General features: G+C 68.5%; 15 protein-coding genes and 3 pseudogenes. 12 read left to right on the top strand and 6 right to left on the bottom strand.

All coding sequences use genetic code 11. The features are described 5' to 3' along the window. Window positions 1-9 precede the first annotated feature (9 nt). From ACFHNC_RS23415 to ACFHNC_RS23405, 3 genes are all read right to left on the bottom strand, one after another. Window positions 10-1,302: a TRAP transporter large permease gene (locus ACFHNC_RS23415; RefSeq protein WP_437171659.1), complete on the bottom strand. Its 1,293-nt coding sequence runs from the start codon at window positions 1,300-1,302 to the stop codon at window positions 10-12. Next, window positions 1,299-1,892, bottom strand: coding sequence for a TRAP transporter small permease subunit (locus ACFHNC_RS23410; protein ID WP_437171658.1), 594 nt, complete (start codon window positions 1,890-1,892; stop codon window positions 1,299-1,301). Before ACFHNC_RS23410 ends, ACFHNC_RS23415 begins: the two co-directional genes overlap by 4 nt. 78 nt (window positions 1,893-1,970) lie before the next feature. Continuing rightward, window positions 1,971-3,176: a TRAP transporter substrate-binding protein gene (locus ACFHNC_RS23405; protein WP_437171657.1), complete on the bottom strand. Its 1,206-nt coding sequence runs from the start codon at window positions 3,174-3,176 to the stop codon at window positions 1,971-1,973. Between the two features lie 89 nt (window positions 3,177-3,265). On the opposite strand from ACFHNC_RS23405, the gene ACFHNC_RS23400 reads away from it, so the two are divergent. Further along, a complete protein-coding gene (locus ACFHNC_RS23400) occupies window positions 3,266-5,353 on the top strand; it encodes a hydantoinase/oxoprolinase family protein (protein ID WP_437171656.1) in 2,088 nt (695 codons plus the stop codon). A 5-nt stretch (window positions 5,354-5,358) separates the two neighbouring features. Continuing rightward, window positions 5,359-6,993 (top strand): hydantoinase B/oxoprolinase family protein, encoded by a 1,635-nt coding sequence (locus ACFHNC_RS23395; protein ID WP_437171655.1) that lies wholly within the window; start codon window positions 5,359-5,361, stop codon window positions 6,991-6,993. A gap of 8 nt (window positions 6,994-7,001) precedes the next feature. On the opposite strand, the gene ACFHNC_RS23390 is transcribed toward ACFHNC_RS23395, so the two are convergent. Continuing rightward, window positions 7,002-8,381, bottom strand: a complete 1,380-nt coding sequence (locus tag ACFHNC_RS23390; RefSeq protein ID WP_437171654.1) for an MmgE/PrpD family protein — start codon at window positions 8,379-8,381, stop codon at window positions 7,002-7,004. A gap of 145 nt (window positions 8,382-8,526) precedes the next feature. On the opposite strand from ACFHNC_RS23390, the gene ACFHNC_RS23385 reads away from it, so the two are divergent. The 3 genes from ACFHNC_RS23385 to ald all read left to right on the top strand — a co-directional run bounded on the left by ACFHNC_RS23385 (window position 8,527) and on the right by ald (window position 10,306). Then, the gene (locus tag ACFHNC_RS23385; protein ID WP_437171653.1) at window positions 8,527-8,718 is read left to right on the top strand and encodes a hypothetical protein; all 192 of its coding nucleotides are present in this window, start codon (window positions 8,527-8,529) and stop codon (window positions 8,716-8,718) included. A gap of 99 nt (window positions 8,719-8,817) precedes the next feature. Continuing rightward, on the top strand, window positions 8,818-8,958 hold the full coding sequence (locus tag ACFHNC_RS23380) for a hypothetical protein (protein ID WP_437171652.1): 141 nt from the start codon (window positions 8,818-8,820) through the stop codon (window positions 8,956-8,958). A 232-nt stretch (window positions 8,959-9,190) separates the two neighbouring features. After that, complete coding sequence (ald, locus tag ACFHNC_RS23375) at window positions 9,191-10,306, top strand: alanine dehydrogenase (RefSeq protein WP_437171651.1); 1,116 nt, start codon at window positions 9,191-9,193, stop codon at window positions 10,304-10,306. A gap of 111 nt (window positions 10,307-10,417) precedes the next feature. Here the strand turns inward: ald and ACFHNC_RS23370 are convergent. Then, a pseudogene (locus ACFHNC_RS23370) lies at window positions 10,418-11,152 on the bottom strand (integrase core domain-containing protein); the annotation flags it as partial. A 75-nt stretch (window positions 11,153-11,227) separates the two neighbouring features. Between ACFHNC_RS23370 and ACFHNC_RS23365 the strand changes: the two are divergent. The 3 genes and pseudogenes from ACFHNC_RS23365 to ACFHNC_RS23355 all read left to right on the top strand — a co-directional run. Then, window positions 11,228-12,217: an IS481 family transposase gene (locus tag ACFHNC_RS23365; protein WP_437171650.1), complete on the top strand. Its 990-nt coding sequence runs from the start codon at window positions 11,228-11,230 to the stop codon at window positions 12,215-12,217. Next, window positions 12,214-12,459: a hypothetical protein gene (locus ACFHNC_RS23360; RefSeq protein WP_437171649.1), complete on the top strand. Its 246-nt coding sequence runs from the start codon at window positions 12,214-12,216 to the stop codon at window positions 12,457-12,459. Before ACFHNC_RS23365 ends, ACFHNC_RS23360 begins: the two co-directional genes overlap by 4 nt. Window positions 12,460-12,571: 112 nt before the next feature. After that, window positions 12,572-12,727: pseudogene (locus ACFHNC_RS23355) on the top strand (IS630 family transposase); the annotation flags it as partial. Between the two features lie 438 nt (window positions 12,728-13,165). On the opposite strand, the gene ACFHNC_RS23350 reads toward ACFHNC_RS23355, so the two are convergent. Continuing rightward, window positions 13,166-13,762, bottom strand: a complete 597-nt coding sequence (locus tag ACFHNC_RS23350) for a hypothetical protein (RefSeq protein ID WP_437171648.1) — start codon at window positions 13,760-13,762, stop codon at window positions 13,166-13,168. Between the two features lie 264 nt (window positions 13,763-14,026). Between ACFHNC_RS23350 and ACFHNC_RS23345 the strand changes: the two genes are divergently transcribed. From ACFHNC_RS23345 to ACFHNC_RS23330, 4 genes and pseudogenes are all read left to right on the top strand, one after another. Continuing rightward, complete coding sequence (locus tag ACFHNC_RS23345) at window positions 14,027-14,395, top strand: hypothetical protein (RefSeq protein WP_437171647.1); 369 nt, start codon at window positions 14,027-14,029, stop codon at window positions 14,393-14,395. A gap of 50 nt (window positions 14,396-14,445) precedes the next feature. Next, a complete protein-coding gene (locus ACFHNC_RS23340) occupies window positions 14,446-16,467 on the top strand; it encodes a relaxase/mobilization nuclease domain-containing protein (protein ID WP_437171646.1) in 2,022 nt (673 codons plus the stop codon). Window positions 16,468-16,594: 127 nt separating this feature from the next. Beyond that, window positions 16,595-16,903, top strand: coding sequence for a hypothetical protein (locus tag ACFHNC_RS23335; protein WP_437171645.1), 309 nt, complete (start codon window positions 16,595-16,597; stop codon window positions 16,901-16,903). A 129-nt stretch (window positions 16,904-17,032) separates the two neighbouring features. Further along, a pseudogene (locus tag ACFHNC_RS23330) lies at window positions 17,033-17,827 on the top strand (IS1380 family transposase); the annotation flags it as partial. Window positions 17,828-18,169: the final 342 nt, after the last annotated feature.

The raw sequence follows: 18,169 nt of genomic DNA, 5'->3' as shown, positions 1-18,169 counted from the left end.
CGGCCTCCGTCAGCCAGAGGTGGCGACGCTGCGCGGCAGCCAGAGCGCGAGGTCCGGCCAGAAGACCAGCACCGCGATCATCAGCACGAGCGTCAGCACGAAGGGCGCGACGCCGATCATCACATCGTCGATGCGACCGCGTTCACGAAGCCCCTGCACGACATACAGGTTTATGCCGACCGGCGGCGTGATCATCGCCGTCTCCATCAGCAGGATGATGAGGATGCCGACCCAGACCGGGTCAAATCCCGCGGTGATGAGGACAGGCGCTATGATCGGCACGGTTGCCACCATCATGGAGAGCGTCTCCATGAACATGCCGAGGATGATGTAGAAGACGATCACCACCAGCAGAAGCTCGTAGGGTGCTAGGCCGAGCGAGGTGATGGCGCGGTTCACCTGGGCGGTCAGCCCGATCGAGGTCATCACGAAATTCAGGAAGTAGGCGGCGGTCAGGATGGCCATGATCATGGCCGTCGTCCGCATGGTGCCCTCCAGCGCCGCGCGCAGCACCGGCAGCGTGAGCCGCCGGTGCCAGGCCGCGACCGCCATCGCCGCGATCACGCCAAGCGCGGCCGATTCCGTCGCTGTGGCAAGGCCCGTATAGATCGACCCGATGACCGCGGCGAAGATGAACAGCGGCGGCAGGAGATCCGGCAGGGAGCGCAGGCGCCCTTGCCAACTGGTCTGCACCCGCGTGCCGTCGAGGTCCGGTCGCAGCAGGCACACCACCATCACCGTCAGGCTGAACAGCACGGTCAGCACGATCCCGGGCAGCAGCCCCGCCAGGTAGAGCTGCGGGATCGAGGTCTCCGTGAGCACGCCATAGACGATCATGTTGATCGAGGGCGGGATGAGGATGCCGAGCGTGCCGCCCGCCGCGATGGTGCCGAGGAACAGCCGTTCGTTGTAGCCGCGCCGTTCGACCTCACCAATCGCCACGGTGCCGATCGTCGCGGCGGTGGCGACGGAGGAGCCCGAGGTTGCTGCGAACAGCCCGCAGGCGACGATGTTGGAATGCATCAGACCGCCCGGCAGCCACGGCATCCACTGTACAAGCGCAGAATACATCCGCTCCGCGATGCCTGAACGCAGGAGGATCTCGCCCAGCAGCACGAAGAAGGGGATCGCGACCAGGAGGAAGGAGTTGGACGTGGACCAGGCCAGTTCGCCCATCGCGAGCGAGAGCGGGAAACGCGCATAAATCTGCTCCAGCACCAAGCCGAGCACGCCAAGCGCCGCGGCGACCGGGACGGCCAGCGCGAGTAGCCCGAGCAGGACGATGAGGGTCGTGGCGATCATCGGCCTTCCGCCGCCTTGCGTTCCGCTGCCGCGCGCATTTCTTCTTCCACCTCCTCCTGTGCGGAGCGGGTGCCGATGAGGCGCCCAGCTCCGGCCCGGTCGCCAGCAAACAGATGCCCGATCGCGGCAAGCCACAGAACCACCCCGATCACCACGAAGGTGCCCAGACCAATGAGCCAGATCGCCTGCGGCAGGATCAGCGGCGTCTCGAGTTCGGATTGGCTGCGCGAGCCCGAGACCCAGGATTGCTGCAGAACACCGATGCCATGCCAACCAACCAGCGCGAAGAAGCCGATGAACAGCGCGAGCCCGACAAGGTCGAGCGCGACGCGAAGCCGCGACGGCAGCAGCATGTAGACGCTGTCGATTCGGATATGGGCGCGGTCGAGCAGCGCGGCGGCCAGCGCCCAGCTTGTGCCGATGGCCAGTGCGTAGCCGGCGATCTCGTCGGCGCCGCCGACCGAGACGGCGAACAGCTTGCGTATCGTCACGTCCACGCCGATCAGGCATGCGGAAAGGAGGATGAGCGCACCGCCGAACCAAAGTCCGGCGCGGGCTACGCCCTGTGCGGCTGCGAGGAGTTGTCGCATGCGCCTTCCGGATAAACGGGTTTACAGAGACAGGCGGGCCCGGCCTTCAAGCGCCAGGCCCGATCAGTGTGTTGGGCTTCAGCGGCCGGGCACGGGTGCGGTCAGGCCGAGCGTACGGCCAACCGTGTCGTTCCATTCCCGCGTGCACTCAGCGCCGCAGCGCCGTGCCCAGTTGGCCAGCACCGCACCCTCGACCAGTTGCCGGCGCTGCGTCTCCTCCTCCGGCCGCACGGGAACGATGGTCATGTTGGCGGGCCGACCCATCGTGCAGGGCTGCCGGCCGGTGTTGCAATTGTCAGCTTGGTCGGTGCCCTGCCGCAGCGTGTCCCACATCGCGTTCTCGTAGGTCGCGACCTGCTCCAGCAGGAAGGTCTGCGTGCGCTGGTCGAGTCGGTTCCAGGTGTTGAGGTTCACCGCCAGCACGTTGATGCTCCAGCCGAGCGACATCGGGTAGATGGAGCGCGAAACCTCCGTCCATCCCGCCGTGTTGCCCGACAGGCTGCCCGTGACAGCGCAGTCCACCACGCCGTTGTTGAGCGCGGGCACGACCTCGGCGAAGGCCATGCTGATGGCGGTGGCGTTCACGCCCTGCAGGAAGTCCCGCATCGTGTTATTGAAGACGCGGACGCGCTTGCCGCGAAGATCGGCGAGACCGCCGAGCACGCTGCGGCACCAGAACACCTGCGGCGGATTGCCACCGAAGGCGAGCAGCTTGGCATTCCAGTTCCGCTGCATCTGCCGGTCGATGATGGGCCGCCAGGCGTTGCAGGCTTCACGTGCGCGATCGATGTCGAGGGTCACCCCGGCCAGGTCGCAGCCCTCGAAGCGCGCATCGTCGCCAGCCATCTTCGAGATGTCCATGCCGGCGAAGTCCATGATGCCGAGCCGCAGCAGGCGCAGCATGGTGCGGTCGTCGACGCCCATCTGGTCGAGCGGCGTGATATCCACCGTGATGGCGCCATTCGAGGCGCGCGGGATGGTTTCCCGCCAAAAGGGGACCTCGTTCACCGTCGAGGCGACGGTCGGGCTGTTCAGGCCGATCGCCTTGAATTGCAGCCGCGGCAGATCCTGCGCCGCCGCGCTGCCCATGACGGCCGGGAGGAGCACCGCGAGCGCGGCGCCGAGTAGCTTGCGCATCTTCACCTGAGATTCTCCTTTCCGTGCTTGATTCGTCTTGCCCTGGCAGTACCGTTCCTCGCGAGGCGTCGGGCCCGCCAAAGATGTTGGCACTGGCGAAGGGCGCCATGCAAGCAGCGAGATCGTTCCTTGTGCGATGCGCCGCATATCTGGCAATTCCGCGCGGCACCCCTGGTCAAGTACCGCACATCGCAGCATGATATTTTTCTCGCCATCTCCTGGCCTTGGAGCACGCGTTGCAAAGCGACATTGAGCCGCCCCGCCCTGTGCGGGTCGCCGTGGATATCGGCGGCACCTTCACCGATCTGCAGGTGTTCGACGCCCGCACCGGCGCCGTGCACGCATGGAAGACGCCGACCACGCCGGACGATCCCTCGCTCGGCCTCACGACGGGATTGCGTGAGGCGGCGGAGCGCTTCGGCTTCGCCCTCGCCGATATCGGCCTGCTGCTGCACGGCACGACGATCGCGACCAACGCGGTGCTGGAGCGCCGGCTGGCGCGCGGCGTCTTGCTGACCACCGCCGGCTTCGAGGACGTGCTGGAGATCAACCGCCATGTGCGGCGCGACATCTACGGCCTGGCACCCGATCCCTTCCCCACGCTGATCCCGCGCGACCGGCGCCTTGGCGTGGCGGAGCGGATGCGCGCCGACGGCACGGCCGAGCAGCCACTCGACGAGGCGGCGCTGCCCGCGCTGCTGGCGCGGATCGATGCGCTGGAAGCGGAATGCGTTGCCGTCGCGCTGCTCAACAGCCACGCCAATCCCGCGCATGAACGGCACCTGGGCGCGCTGCTGGCGGCGGCGCGGCCGCAGGTGCCGGTCTCGCTTTCCTGCGACGTCAGCCCGGAGATCCGCGAATACGAGCGGACCTCGACCACGGTGCTGAACGCGCTGCTGCTCCCGGTCGTGCAGACCTATCTCGACCGGCTGGAGCGGCGGCTCGGCGAGGGTGGGTTCCGCCCGCTGATCTTCCTCGTGCAGTCCAATGGCGGCGTCTGCAGCCTGCGCACCGCGGCGGAACAGCCGGCGCGGCTGCTGCTCTCCGGCCCCTCCGGCGGTGCCCTCGCGGCGGGGCGGCTGGCGCAGATGCTGGCACGGCCGAACCTGGTCGCGGTGGATATGGGCGGTACCTCCTTCGATGTCTCCGTGGTGCAGGATGGGCGCGTCTCCGTGGTGACGCAGGGCGAGATCGATCGCCTCCCGGTACGTCTTCCAATGGTGGATATGCGGACCATTGGCGCCGGTGGCGGCTCCATCGCCGCGGTGGATGCGGGCGGGCGCCTTACCGTCGGGCCACGCAGCGCGGGGGCCAAGCCTGGCCCCGTCGCCTATGGCCGCGGCGGGACGGAGCCGACGGTGACGGATGCCAATCTTGCGCTCGGGCGGCTCGATCCCGACTTCTTCCTCGGCGGCATGATGAAGCTGGACATGCCCGCCACCCGCGCCGCGATCGAGGCGCGGGTCGGCGCGCCGCTCAGCCTGACGGTCGAGCGTGCGGCGGAAGGCGTGCTGACCGTTACCAATGCCAGCCTCGGCGCGGCAATCCGCCTTTCCCTGTTCGAGAAGGGGCTGGATCCGCGCGAATTCGCGCTGCTCTCCTTCGGTGGGGCTGGGGGGCTGCACGCGACCGATGTGGCGGCGGAGATCGGCATCACCGATGTCATCTTCCCGCGCGATCCCGGCACGCTTTCCGCCTATGGCATCCTGTTCTCCGACCTGGCGCAGGACCTCGCGCGCTCGCGCCTCTGCCGTGCGGAGCCGTCCTCACTACCCGCGATCGCGGAGTCGGTGTCCTCGCTCAGCGCGGAGGCCGATGCGCGGCTGGCGCGCGACGGCATCCCGCCGGTGGAGCGCCGCATCGAGCTGGCCGCGGACATGCGCTACCAGGGCCAGGCCTTCGAATTGCTGGTGCCCTGGGGCGAGATCGCCGCGCCCGATGCGGCGGCGCTGGAACGGCTGGTGGAGGCCTTCCACGCCATGCACCGTCAGCGCTTCAGCTACGCCAACCCGGGCGATCCGGTGGAGATCGTGACGCTGCGCGCCCTTGCCACCGGCAGCCTGCCCAAGCCGCGCGTGGCGGAGCCCCAGCCCGCCACACGCCCCGCCCGCAAGGGCACGCGCCGCATCTTCGAAGGCGGCGCCTGGCGCGATCTGCCGGTCTGGGACCGCGACGCGCTCGGCCCCGAGGACCGCATCGATGGGCCTGCGGTCGTGGAGGAGCCTTTCGCGACACACTGGATCGGACGCGGCTGGACCGCGACCCTGGGCACCGGCGGCGCGTTGATCGCGTCGCACAAAAGCGATGCGGCAGCGGAGGGATGAACGGCATGAGCAAGCTCGGACCGGTCGAGATCGAGGTCATCCGCAACGCGCTGACGGCGGCCGCGGCGGAGATGGACGTGACGATCTGGCGCACCAGCCGCAGCACCATCGTGCGCGAGCTGCTGGACTACTCCACCGCTGTTTTCGACGCGGAGGGCAACAACGTCGCGCAATCCGCGCGCATCCCGCAGCACCTGAACTCGATGGGCGCGGCGCTGCGCACGCTGCTCGCCAGCTTCGTGGATGCGGAGCGCTGGGGGCCGGAGGATATCGTCGCCACGAACGATCCCTATTGTGGCGCGCAGCATCTGAACGACGTGCTGGTCTTCAAGCCGGTGTTCCATGAAGGCCGGCGCATCGCCTATGTCGGCGCGCTCTGCCACCACATCGACATGGGCGGCATGGCGCCTGGCAGCTACGCCGCGACGGCGACGGAGGTGTTCCAGGAAGGGCTGCGAATCCCGCCGCTGAAGCTGATCGAGGACGGGAAGCTGAACGAGGCGGTCTGGGCGATGATCGGGCAGAATGTCCGCAAGCCCGCGCTGATGCTAGGTGATCTGCAAAGCCAGCTCGCCAGTCTCGAGGTCGGCGCCGCCTCCATCCGCCGCCTCGCGCTGCGGCACGGTGCCGATGTGATGCTGGAGGCCTGCGCCCGCATCCTCGACATGAGCGAGGTGGCAATGCGCGCCGCCATCCGCGCCATGCCCGACGGCATCTATGAGTTCGAGGACTTCCTCGATGATGACGGTGTCTCCGGCGAGAAGGTGCGGCTGCATGCGCGCCTGACGATCGCGGACGATGAGATCGAGGTGGACCTCACCGGCTGCGCGGACCAGCAGCGCGGCCCGGTGAACTGCACGCCGGCGATGTCCGACTGCGCCGCCTACTACGCCATCATCGCCGCGACCGACGGCGCCGTGCAGGCCAATGCCGGCTGCTACCGGCCGATCCGCATCATCCATCGGGAGGGGAGCGTGACGAGCTGCCGCTCGCCCGCCTCCGTCGCGCATCGCGTCGCGGTGACGCACCGGCTGGCCAATGTGCTGTTCGGCGCGCTGCACCAGCCGCTGCCCGACCGCATCCCCGCCGCCTATTACGGTGGCAGCTATGTCGTCACCTTCCAGACCATCGCCGAGGACGGGCACCGTGAGGTGCTGGTGGAGATCGAGATCGGCGGCACCGGCGCGCACCCCGCCAAGGATGGCGTCAACGCTTGGTCCTTCGGCATGCACAACAACGCCAATATCCCGGTCGAGATGATCGAGAGCCAGATGCCGCTCTCCATCACCCGCTACGGGCTGCTGCCCGGTTCCGGCGGCGCCGGTGAGCACCGCGGCGGCCTTGGCCTGGTGCGCGAATGGCGCGTCGAGAGCCCGGCCTGCGTGTTCACCGCCAATATGGACCGGTTCCGCTTCCCGCCCTACGGCCTGGCCGGCGGCGGTCCCGGAAGCCTCGGGCGGCTGCTGCGCTTCCGCGACGGCGAGGAGACGCCGATCCCGCCGAAAAGCGACGGCGTGCAGCTTCGCCGCGGCGATATCGTGCGGCTGGAGACCTCGGGCGGCGGCGGCTTCGGCGATCCTGCGCGCCGCGACACCGAGGCGGATACGCGCGACCGCGCGCTCGGCTACGTCACGGGCTGAGCGGGCGGTCAGACCGGACCGAGCGCCTTCGCCAGCGCGGCGACATCCGGCGCGCACGCGAGCGCCTCGACGCGCGTCGCGAGCTGGCGAAGGCGCTCCGGCGGCATGGGATGCCGTGCGGCGGCGGCGCAGGCCTCCGCCTTGGCCATCTGCGCCGCTTCCGTCAGCGGGTTCGCAGGGCTGCCGAGCGCGGCCTCGACCACCACACGTGCCACCATGCCCTCCTCGCCGATGATCTCGACGGTCTGCGGCACGACCGCGTTCGGATCACTGTTCCCGTCCTCCACCACCTTCACGCGGAGCGCGAGGGCGAGCGTCGCGGGGTCCGACAGCCGCGCGGGGGTGAAATCCTGCAGCCCGACGGTTCCGAAGCGCAGCGTGGTCGCCACGACATAGGGCAGGCAGAGCCGCGCATAGTTCTCGGTCAGCTTCGGTACCAGGGGGCGGCCGACGAGCCGCATCGCGAGCGGCGGCAGGTGCAGCCGCACCTCCTGGATCCGCCCGGGCTTCACACCGCCGCGTGCCATCAGCCGCTGCACCCCATCGATGGCGGGATGGGTCAGGCGGCCGGAGGGGAATGGCTTGTGCGCCAGGTGCGTCACCTGCCAATCGCGGCCGAGCGCGGCGAGACCCGGTTCAAGATCATGCCCGGCCTCCGTCATTTCGAGGAAGCCGGAGGGGCCGGTGAGCCAGGCGAGCGGGCCGCTCACCCCAGCCTCGGCAAGGTCCGCCGCACGGAAGGCTGCCGCGGCGGCGAAGCCCATTTGCACCGCCAGCGCGATCGAACCTTCGTGATGCGCCTGCATGGTGCCGGGGATCTGGCCGAGCATCAGCCCCGCACCGGCCGCGCCGCGTGCTGTATCGAAGCCGCGCAGCCGCGCGACCGCGCCATAGGCGCCGAACATGCCTGCAGTCGCCGGACGGAAGAAACGCATCGGCCCGCGCGCTGCCGCACCAATGGTGCAGGCGAGATCAACGCCGAGGGCAAGGGCGTCGAGGAACTGGCTGCCGGCAACCGGCCGGCCCAGCGCAGACTGCCGCTCCGCCTCGGCAAGCGCGGCGGCAAGGGTTGGCGTCATCACATGGACGACGGCCGCCTCGTGGATCGCGTCAAATTCCAGCGCATGCGCCTGGAAGGCGTTGACGAAGGCGGCCTGCGCCGCGGGCAGGCGCGCGTTCTCGCCCCAGATCCCGGCCTCCGCAGACGCACCCCAGCGGCCAGCGGCGGAAAGCAGCCCAGGCTGCGCGGGATGTGCGGAGCCAGCGAGGCCAACGGCCAGGGTATCGAACAGGAAGCGGCGCGCCGCTTCCTTCGCGGAAGCGGGAACCGCCTCTGCCTCTGTCTCCAGCACGTGGCGGAGGAGCCGAGTTTCGGCCGCGATCGTCATTGCGCAATGCTGCCGGCGCGGTGGAGGCCGGTCAACGCCCTTGACCCTTTCCCGCCTCACTTCCCGGCCGCAATGTGTCTGGCGTGGCGGCGCGAACGGGGTGATGAGGCGCTCGGCGATTGTGCTTGGCGCGAGAATGGTGGGCGTGTTCGTCGCGCTCCATCTGCCACGCCACTGCTTCGAGGTGGCGGTGCTGGACCGCCAGCGGCCGGGAGGGCGCGCCTCCTTCGGCAATAGCGGAAATATTGGGGCGGAGGCGGTCTTTCCCACGCCCTTTCCGCGGGCCCTGACGTACCTGCTCCGCATCGTGCGCAACCACGCCATCGACGTGTCCTAACATCCGCTCGCGCTGCCGGGCCTCGCCGCGCCGCTCTCGCGCTACTGGTGGAACGCCGCGCCCCGCGCGCGACGCGCGGATCGCTCGTGCCATGCCGCGATGATCGCGACCGCGCGGGAGGAGCATGTGGCGCTCGCCCGCCATGCCTGGTCGAAGGCGCTGCTGCGGCCGATTGGCTGGATGCGCATCTTCAATTGCCCGGAACCGCTGGCCGCGGCGGAGGCTCTGGCCCACTTCTAGGGGGGCAGGCCAGGCGGAGGATTTTAGCTCATTTTTGTCACATGCCGATTACGGTGAGCCCAAAAACCTCCGTTCCTCAACTCCACCAGCCCGCCTCGAGAGCGCTGCACGGCAGCCGGCTACTTTGTGTGGAGGCCATCGCCAGCGGTGGCGCCGCGGCGCATCCTGGCAGGCGCAGCCCGGCAGGGGGCGACGATGCATTCTCAATGCCGGCGTAGGGAGAGGGACGGTCATGAGGATCGGTGTACCAACGGAAATCAAGATCCATGAGTATCGCGTCGGGCTGACGCCGGGCTCGGTGCGGGAGCTTACGGCCCAGGGCCATCAGGTTCTCGTGGAGACGGGTGCCGGAGCGTTGATCGGCTTCGACGACCCAAGCTACCGGGCGGTTGGAGCGTCGATCGCTGCTAAGGCTGCGGATGTCTTTGCCGCGGCGGAGCTGATCGTGAAGGTCAAGGAGCCCCAACCCGAGGAATGGGCGCAGCTGCGCCCGGACCAAGTGCTGTTCACCTATCTGCACCTCGCCGCCGACCGCGACCAGGCAGTCGGGCTGCTGAAGTCAGGAGCCAGCGCCGTGGCCTATGAGACGGTAACCGACAGCCAAGGGGGCCTACCCCTGCTGGCGCCAATGAGCGAGGTCGCCGGTCGCATGGCCGTGCAGGTCGGCGCGCGTTGCCTGGAGAAGGAGGCCGGCGGGGCGGGTATCCTGCTTGGTGGGGTGCCGGGCGTGCCCGGGGCCAATGTTGTTGTGCTCGGAGGTGGCGTGGTGGGGTCCAACGCTGCCCGGATCGCGCAGGGGATGCGCGCCCGCGTCACGGTGCTAGATCGCTCGCTGCGCGTGATGGCGGCGCTGGACGCCGAGTTCGGCGGCACTGTGGCAACGCAGTTCGCCAGCGTAGAAGCGATCGAGGCGGCGGTGTTGGCAGCCGACCTAGTGATCGGTGCGGTGCTGCTGCCTGGCGCGGCGGCGCCCCGGCTGGTTACGAGGGAGATGGTGCGGAGGATGCGGCAGGGCAGTGTGGTGGTAGATGTGGCTATCGACCAGGGCGGTTGCTTTGAGACGTCCCGTCCTACTACGCATTCGCAGCCCACTTACTTCGTCGACGGTGTGGTGCATTACTGCGTGACAAACATGCCCGGCGCCGTGGCACGCACCAGCGCTGTCGCGCTGAACAATGCGACCCTGCCCTTCACGCTGCAGCTGGCTGGGAAGGGGCTGCGGCGGGCCTGTGCGGAGAACCCTCATCTGGCACAGGGCCTCAACGTGCACGCCGGCCAAATCACCCATCCCGCAGTGGCTGCTGCGTTGGGATTGGCTTTCACGGCGCAGGAGACACTGATGGGTTGATGCTTGATCGAGCCAGGACCGACGACAACGGTGTCGTTCGGTGCGGCGCGTACAGGTCTTCGATAATTGCAAGCAGCAGGCCGGACGCGGCATGGACGCCGGTCCGCCCCTCTAGATGTTTGGTCCCGGCATTTGGTGGAGCGGGTTTGCAGCGAACCTATGGGGCTCTGCGGCCCATGATCGGCAGATGAACTCGTAGGGGGTGAGACCCTTCAGGGTCTTGAGGCGCCTAGCGTAGTTGTAGGCGTCGAGGAACAGGGCGAGATGATGCCGGCGCTCCTCGTGGCTAGCGTAGTGGTAGCGGTGGACGGTGGCTTCCTTGAGCGTCCTGTTCATTCGCTCGACCTGACCGTTCGTCCACGGGTGGAATGGCTTGGTCAGACGGTGCTCGATGTGGCTCTGCGCGCAGACCAGCTCGAAAGAGTGGGCGCGGAAGATCTCACCACGGTCGATGGCCTGGCGGATGAGCGGCGCGGCCGAGGCACTGTTGCCCGGCGTGGTGAAGTGCAGGCCGTTGTCGGTCAGCACGGTGTGCACGCGGTAAGGCACGGCCTGCAGCAGAGCACGGAGGAAGTCGGCGGCGATGCGCGTGGTGGCGCGCTCGTGCAGTTGGGCGAAGGCGAACTTCGAGGTGCGGTCGATGGCGACGAAGAGGTGCAGCTTGCCCTGCTCGGTCCTGACCTCGGCGATGTCGATGTGGAAGAAGCCGATGGGGTGGGCCTTGAAGCGCTTGCGGACGGGTTTGTCGCCCTCGGTCTCAGGGACGCGCGAGATGCCATGGCGCTTGAGGCAGCGATGCAGCGCTGATCGCGTCAGGTGTACGGTTCGTAGACATCCTTTCAACGGCTTTGGTAGGCTGTGGGCTCCTGGACAACGCTGCGCGTTGCGCAGGAGCCCACAGCCTCAGCAGCCGTCAGCAGATTGTCGAAGACGCAGAAAGAAACCGCGGTTCGTCGCGCCCAGCTGCGCCGGAAATGGATCGCGGCTTACGAGGAGCTTGGCGACGCAGGTGCCGTCTGCCGGCGGTTCGGCATCTCGCGCCCGACACTTCGGAAGTGGCTGCGCCGGTTCGAGGCAGAGGGCAACGGTTCCCTGACGGAGCTAAGCCGGCGGCCACACCGGTCACCGGCGCGGAAGGCCGGGGAGAGCGAGAGCGGCATCATCATCCGATTGCGACGCGAGCGGCGGCTTGGCGTCAAGCGGCTCCGCATCGAGCTCGAACGCCTGCACGGCATTCGGCTGGCGGTGTCCACCCTGCACAAGGTGCTGGCCAAGCATGGGCTCAATGCTTTGCCGCGAAAGCGGCGGGTTCGCCACGTGCCGAAGCGGTACAGCCGGCCGGTACCAAGCGATCGGGTGCAAGTCGACAGCTGCAAGATCCGCCCGGGGCTATGGCAATTCGCAGCGATCGACGATTGCAGCCGGTATCTCGTAGCTGGCTTAGCGCCACGCCGGAGTGCCGCGGTGGCGCTGAGGTTCCTCGACCAGATGTTCGAGGAGATGCCCTTCGCGGTACAGCGGGTGCAGACAGATCGCGGCACTGAGTTCTTCGCCGAGGCGGTGCAACGGCGCCTGATGGATTGGGCGGTCAAGTTCCGTCCCATCCCGCCCCGCTCGCCGCACCTCAATGGGAAGGTCGAGCGCGTGCAGCGGACGGTGCTCGAGGAGTTTTGGGCGACCGTGGACTCCCGGGCGCCAGACATCGCGGACCAACTGTCCCAGTGGGTTCATCACTACAACTGGTGCCGTTCCCATGCGGGTCTGGGCGGGCTGTGTCCAATCGACCGGGTCTGCGAGCGGGCTGGCAAAACGCCGCTCTGGGGCGAGGTCGCGGATTCCTATAACGCAAAGAAGGAGCGCGTGCAGGTTCGCGAGTACGCCGTTGAAATGGCGTTACGAAAAGTGAAATGATGTCTGCGAACGGCACACTGCCGATACCGCCGAACCTCACCTTGGTGCCGCTGCCGCCGAAGTGCCCCGAGCTCAACGTCATGGAAAACGTCTGGCAGTTCATCTGTAGAAGTCGGCACTCGATCCCACGGACACCGTTGGCTGGGATCGAGACGCCCGGCGGCTGCGATGGTGTCTCGGCGACCCGCAACGCCGTCAAGCCCGGCGCCTTCGGCGCCCCGCTTCGCGGCTTGGGGGCTTGACCGCGCTGCGCCGCCGAGAAGCTGGCAATGGTGCCGTTAACGGCGGGATCCGTCTGCGCCCGCCTCGCGCGTTTCGACCTGATCCCGACGCGTCCGTCTCGTCCAGTCCAGACTTTTTCAGTTCATCCGTGACAACTGGCTTTCCAACCGGATCTTCCCGTCGCACCAAGCCATCGTCGATCTCTGTTGCGCCGCATGGAAAAGGCTCGTCAATCAGCCCTGGCGCATCATGTCCATCGGGCTGCGCGATTGGGCAAATGGGTTTTGATCAACAAGACCTAGTATTAGCCCAAAAACCCGGGAAGCCTCACGCCGACTATGCCCTCCAGGAACACGAACCGCCGGACCGCGGCGTAGGTCTCCACCACGAACATCTCCCGGCGCACCACCCTGATCCCTTAGGGTAGGCCGCCTCCCACTGGCCGGGTTTTACTCCGCCCGCCGCAGCAACACGCCGCCGCTCCAGTGGCCGACTTTCCCTCCCCCGCACACACTCCTGCCCGCGGTCCGGCATCGGAGCAACGGAGCTGTTCCACCTCGTGCTGTCTGACACCGTTACGGGCACATTACCTGGGTGAACTATGCGCACCGCAGAACGTCGCGCCCGGCCATCTTGGCAGGTACGCAGAAGCGTCCGAGGCGGAGGACGCCGCCTCGGACGGGATGACTGCAAACCGGGATAGCTGCTGGAAGTGCCTGCCGACGCCTACGCGAGAGCGTAGTCCACCGTCGCTTTCATACGCGCAACGCACGCCGCCAACTCGGAAGTAGCTTCGACAGGGCGGCCGGTGATGGGCGCGAAACCCCGAGGACTGGACACGTACTTGAAGCCAAGTGCTTTCATCTCCTTCATGCTGGCGTCTCCGAAGTTGCCCTGAACCCGCACGAAGTTCACGAGGCGCGGCGGAACCTCGTTCGGCTCAGCAGACTGGACAGTGTTCCCTGTCTGTGTGTTGACCGTTCCCGCCACCTTCGTGTCCGAGCCCGCCTTCAGCGTCTTCTTTCCGTTTTCGAGCTTCGCGCGAATCTTGCGGCGGTCGCGCCGTTCGACCGACTTCAGGTGAAGCAGCTCAAGCTGGCGGGGTGTCACCTTCAGCCCCGCTTGCTGGAGCAGGCGGGCGATGGCGCGGTAGTGGTACCCTTGCTTCAGGATAAGGTCGGTCACCGCGTCGGCCAGCCGCGGCACGATCTGCTGCGCCAGCGGGATGCGTGACGGTGCGTTCGCCAGCGTGCTGAGCAGCGCCGCCAGATCGGGTTGCGACGCCGCCGGGGAGGTCGGCCCCGGCGCCGAGGTTGTCGTCATATCTCTACTCCTTCAGTGACGCGACCGGACCGTAGTGCGCGCCCCGCGCCATGCAAAAAGGTTCGGAAGGAATTTTTTGCATCCGGTTTGCCATGCACTACCCCTCAAGGCATCGAGACTTCGGCGACGTGATTTTCGGCCAGCACGCATTTTTCCCGGGACGAATGCCCGTCCTGCTGACTGCGCCCGCCACACCCGTCTCGCGAGCGGCTACCTCACGCCGACCGAGGAGCGCCGCGGTCCATGGTCGGCGGGAGGCAGACGATGCCGCGTCAGGGCTGGCGCACGGATACGCCACGGTCGCACACGATCGAGGTTGCCTTGTCGGAGGCGGAGCGCGCGCACCTCGTCGCGCATGCATCCGCGAGCCGCCTGCCGCTGTCGACCCACCTGCGGCGCCACGGTCTGAACCCGGCTGGGCGCGCCCTTGGTGACGACGCAGTCGTGCTCGATGACCCGGAGATCGTTGCCCAGCTCCGTGCGGTTGGCGTCGTCGCGATGCGCCATCTCGACACCGGGCGCGCGTTCCCGGAGGCGGAGCGCGAGGCCGCTTGCCGGCTCCTGAGGCAACTCGACCTCGTCCTCGATAGGCTCGCCGCCGAGCGCGGGGCGCGCCGGGGAGGTCGGCGGTGATCGCCCGACGCTTGGCTCCGCGCCGGCTGAGCATGCGCGCAATCCGGCGCATGATCACCTACATCCTGCGGCACCTCGAAGAGCGTGGCCTGGTCCTCGTCTGGAACGGAAACAGGTTCTGGGCGAGCGCGAGGCCCCGCGACTTGCGGACTCCGACAGCCGCGGCGCAAAGCGGCATCCGCCTCGTGGTCGCCAATGGGCTGTACGGGACAACGGCGGAGGCTATCGCCATGCAGGTCGAAGCCGTGGCGGCACAGGGCCGCTCTGCGCGCCCGGTCGAGCATTGGGTACTCAGCTACGGACCGGAGGAGTGTGTCACCGACGAACGGATCGCCGCTGACGCCAGGGACTTCTTGCACAAGCTCGGTTTCGGGGACACCCATGTCTGGGTTGCAGTCGTGCACGAAGACGGTGGTGCCCTGCACGTCCATGTTGGGGTCTGCATCACCGACCCTGTCACCCGCCGCGCCCATAGCTGCCCGCGCCCCGTCCGGGCCGGGGAGCGCGCCGTGGCGGAGATCAGCACGCTGCGCGGCGTGCCGATCGTCCCCGGCCGACACAACGCCGACCTGGTCGCCGGTCAGCGCGGCGGACAGGCCCTGCCGGCGCCGCCACGCCGGCGCTACGCTCGAAAGCCGCGCGGCGGGCGCCCATGGGCGGAGGCAGTGGCGTCGCTCATCTGCGGCGCGGCCGAGCGCTCGGCCACCTGGGTAGAGTTCGAGATCGCCCTCGCCCTCGACGGTATCGCCATCGTCGACCACCCGACGCCGCGGCGCAGCCGCCTCGCATTTGCCGCTGGTCACGCAGCCGGCGCTCCGTGGGTCTCGGGGCTGCGCGCGGGCTGGCCGGCCTCCCACGCGGTCGCGCGCTTCGGCTACCACCAACCACGTCCCGAGACGGCCCCGATCGTTGCTGACCTGCTCCTCGCCCATGGGCTTGTCGCGGCCGATGGACGGCGGCCCGAGCGCCCGGCTGGTCCGCGACCACTCGGCAGGCCACCGCGTCCCCGACAGCCAGCGGAACTCGCCGAAGTCACCGGGCGGCACCATCAACCCGCCCGGCTTCGTCCAGGTCCCGTCCGATCCCCGGACCGCCCGTCGCCGGCACGGCTCGGGCTGGCCGCCCGGCGCGAGGCTGTGGATGACGCGGAGATTGCCGCCAGGATGTTCGCGCTCGTCGCGATCGGAGACGCGCTCGAGCGCAACGGCGCCCCGCCCGATGCGCCGCAGGTCTTCGCGCGCTGGCGTCGCGCCGCGCAGGCCCGCATTCGGCGGCGGGTCGCGCGGGCGCAGCATGCTGTCACGCCTGACCTGGACGGCGGCGGCGATGTGCCGGGGAATGGCGCCGAGCCGAGCCCGGGTGGTACTCCGGCCGCCGTGCTGGCGGCGGTTGCCGGTACCCGACCCAGTAAGGCGTCACTCCGCCCGCCGGGGACGACCGGAGCGCCGCCCGACCGGGGCGGGGGTACGGCTGTAGCGCCACCGACGAGCGCCGAGCGTCATGCGGGGCCGCGTGCGAACACGACTAGGATTCTTGCGGATCTCGTGGGACAGCTCCGGGCATTGACGGAGGTCTGCTCGGACGCGATCGCGTCAGCCCCGGCGCTCGGCAGCCTCGGAGATCTGGCCGCGCTCGCGCGTCGCGCCGGCGATGACGGTGGACGTGCTGCGAATGCCTGGCTCGAGGAGCGGCTACACCAGCAGCCGGAGGCTGATCCGACGGTTCGCACTGCGGCCACTGCGTGTCGTGAAATGATGATTGCGTGTCGCGAGGCGGCGGCGTCGCTGCGCGTGGTCGCCTCGCCTCACGCGCAGCGCTTTGACGACGGCGAGCGAAGCCTGCTCGAGGAGGCGCTCGCCGCGGCGCGTGTCGCATCGGGCTGGGTGCCCGTCGCGGAGACCGAACACCCGCTGGCGACGGCTGCACGGTCCATCAGCGAAATCCCGCGGCTCAAGACGGCGCCGCCGCCGCGTTCGGGACGGCGGGGCCGCTGGCGAAGCGGCGGCGCTCCGGGCGGGCGCGGTTCAGGCCTCTCGCGCCCACCGCCGAGCCGGGGCGGCCCTGTCAGGTGACGGGGGCCGGTCGCCCTGGGCGGTGGCAAGCCGAAGGCAGTACTGACCAGGAGGCAAACGCGGATCGGCATCGCCCGTCTGCCGGACCAAGCCTCGCCTGGTAGCGTGACGCCCTTGCCGGCGAACGGTGGGTGGTGAGACGGTGGCGGCTGTGGCTAACCTCGCGCTCGATATCGCGGTGATCGCCTGCTCCAGGTTCGATGCCACCGGCGCGCCAATGGATTTCGACCCTGAAAAGGTGGCGATCAAGCGTGCCGCCATGGCCGCGGCACGCAGGACGGTGCTGATCTGCCACGCCGAGAAGTTCGGCCGCAGCGCGCTGGTGCGCGTGGCGCCGCCACAGGCACTCTGGACCTTGCTTTGTGACGAAACGCCGCCGGAAAACCTACGCCAGGCTCTGGTTGATGCCGGGGTCGTCCTGCGCGTTTCGGATTAGCGGGCTGGCTCGATCATGGCTCGTGCTTATATCAGCACGGACCATGATCCGGCCCGGCTATCTCACCAGACGTAGGTGCATCGGGATCCTGATTCGGCGAAAGTTCCCCTGCGACAAAGCCTTATCGAGATGCAGGAAAGGCCCCCGACGCCGACGGAGTGTAGCCCGGCGCTGTTCGGCTTTGCACCTGCCGAGGGCCGCCGCGGGGTGGCCTCCTTCGACGGCGGCGCGATAACGTCGAACGATGGCGCGCTGCTGCTCGGCGCGACGGACCGGGCCATCAACCTGATCAGCCGCTTCGCCGCGTGCTTCCGCGACGCCCGGATGCCGGAGCGAGTCGAGCATGAGGTCGCCACCATGGTCGGCCAGCGCGTCTTCAGCATCGCGCTCGGGCACGAGGACATCGTGGACCACGACCAACTCCGCCACGACCCGGTGCTGGCTGTCCTGGCCGGCAATCTCACGTACCGGTGAGGCGACTGCGCACCTCTGGCCAGCAAGTCGACGCCGAATCGGCTGGAGCACGCGCTCGCCGGCGCACCCGGCCGCTACCATCGCATCGGCCACGGCTCGGCCGCGATCGAGGGCGTGTTTGCCGATCTCTTCCTCGATACCCACCGCAAGGCGCCGCCTCGGCAGATCATCCTCGATCTCGACGCCATCGACGTTCCGCTGCACGGGCAGCAGGAGGGCCGCTTCTTCCACGGCTACTACGACGCCTACTGCTACCTGCCGCTCTACGTCTTCTGCGGCCGGCACCTGCTGGCGGGCAAGCTGCGCCGAGCCGCCGTCGGCGCGGTCGACGAGGTCGCGCGCATCGTCCGCAAGGTCCGCGCCCGCTGGCCGCGGGCGTGCATTCTGCTTCGCGCCGACAGCGGCTTTGCTCGCGAGGCGCTGATGTCCTGGTGCGAGGCCAACCGCGTCGCCTCGCCCCCGAAGCGCTGACGCTTTTCGAGGAGAGGCCAGATGAGGATGAACAGCATCATCAATCAGACCTGCTCCACCGGCGCAAACACCAGCAGCGCCGAATGCCGCGACCTCTACCAGGCGGTCACAACAACGGCGGAGGCTCCGCCTTCGTCCTCAAGCTCCACGGGATGAAGCCGAAAGCGTTCACGCGCTGATCCAGCGCCGCTAGTGTCAGAAATCTTCGCGCGAGCCCAGTGCGGGCGAGGGCGAGGGAACACCCTCCCCCGTGCCGACACTAGGCACGCGCGAACGCTCTCGGCAGCGTTGCTGCCGTCATGCCGCGCAAAGGTCTGCCTC

Origin of the sequence: Falsiroseomonas sp. E2-1-a4, from assembly GCF_051433165.1 — a bacterium.
Taxonomy (GTDB): domain Bacteria; phylum Pseudomonadota; class Alphaproteobacteria; order Acetobacterales; family Acetobacteraceae; genus Falsiroseomonas.
The sequence above is the reverse complement of the archived record's forward strand: the minus strand, read 5'-3'. Positions and strand labels throughout refer to the sequence as shown.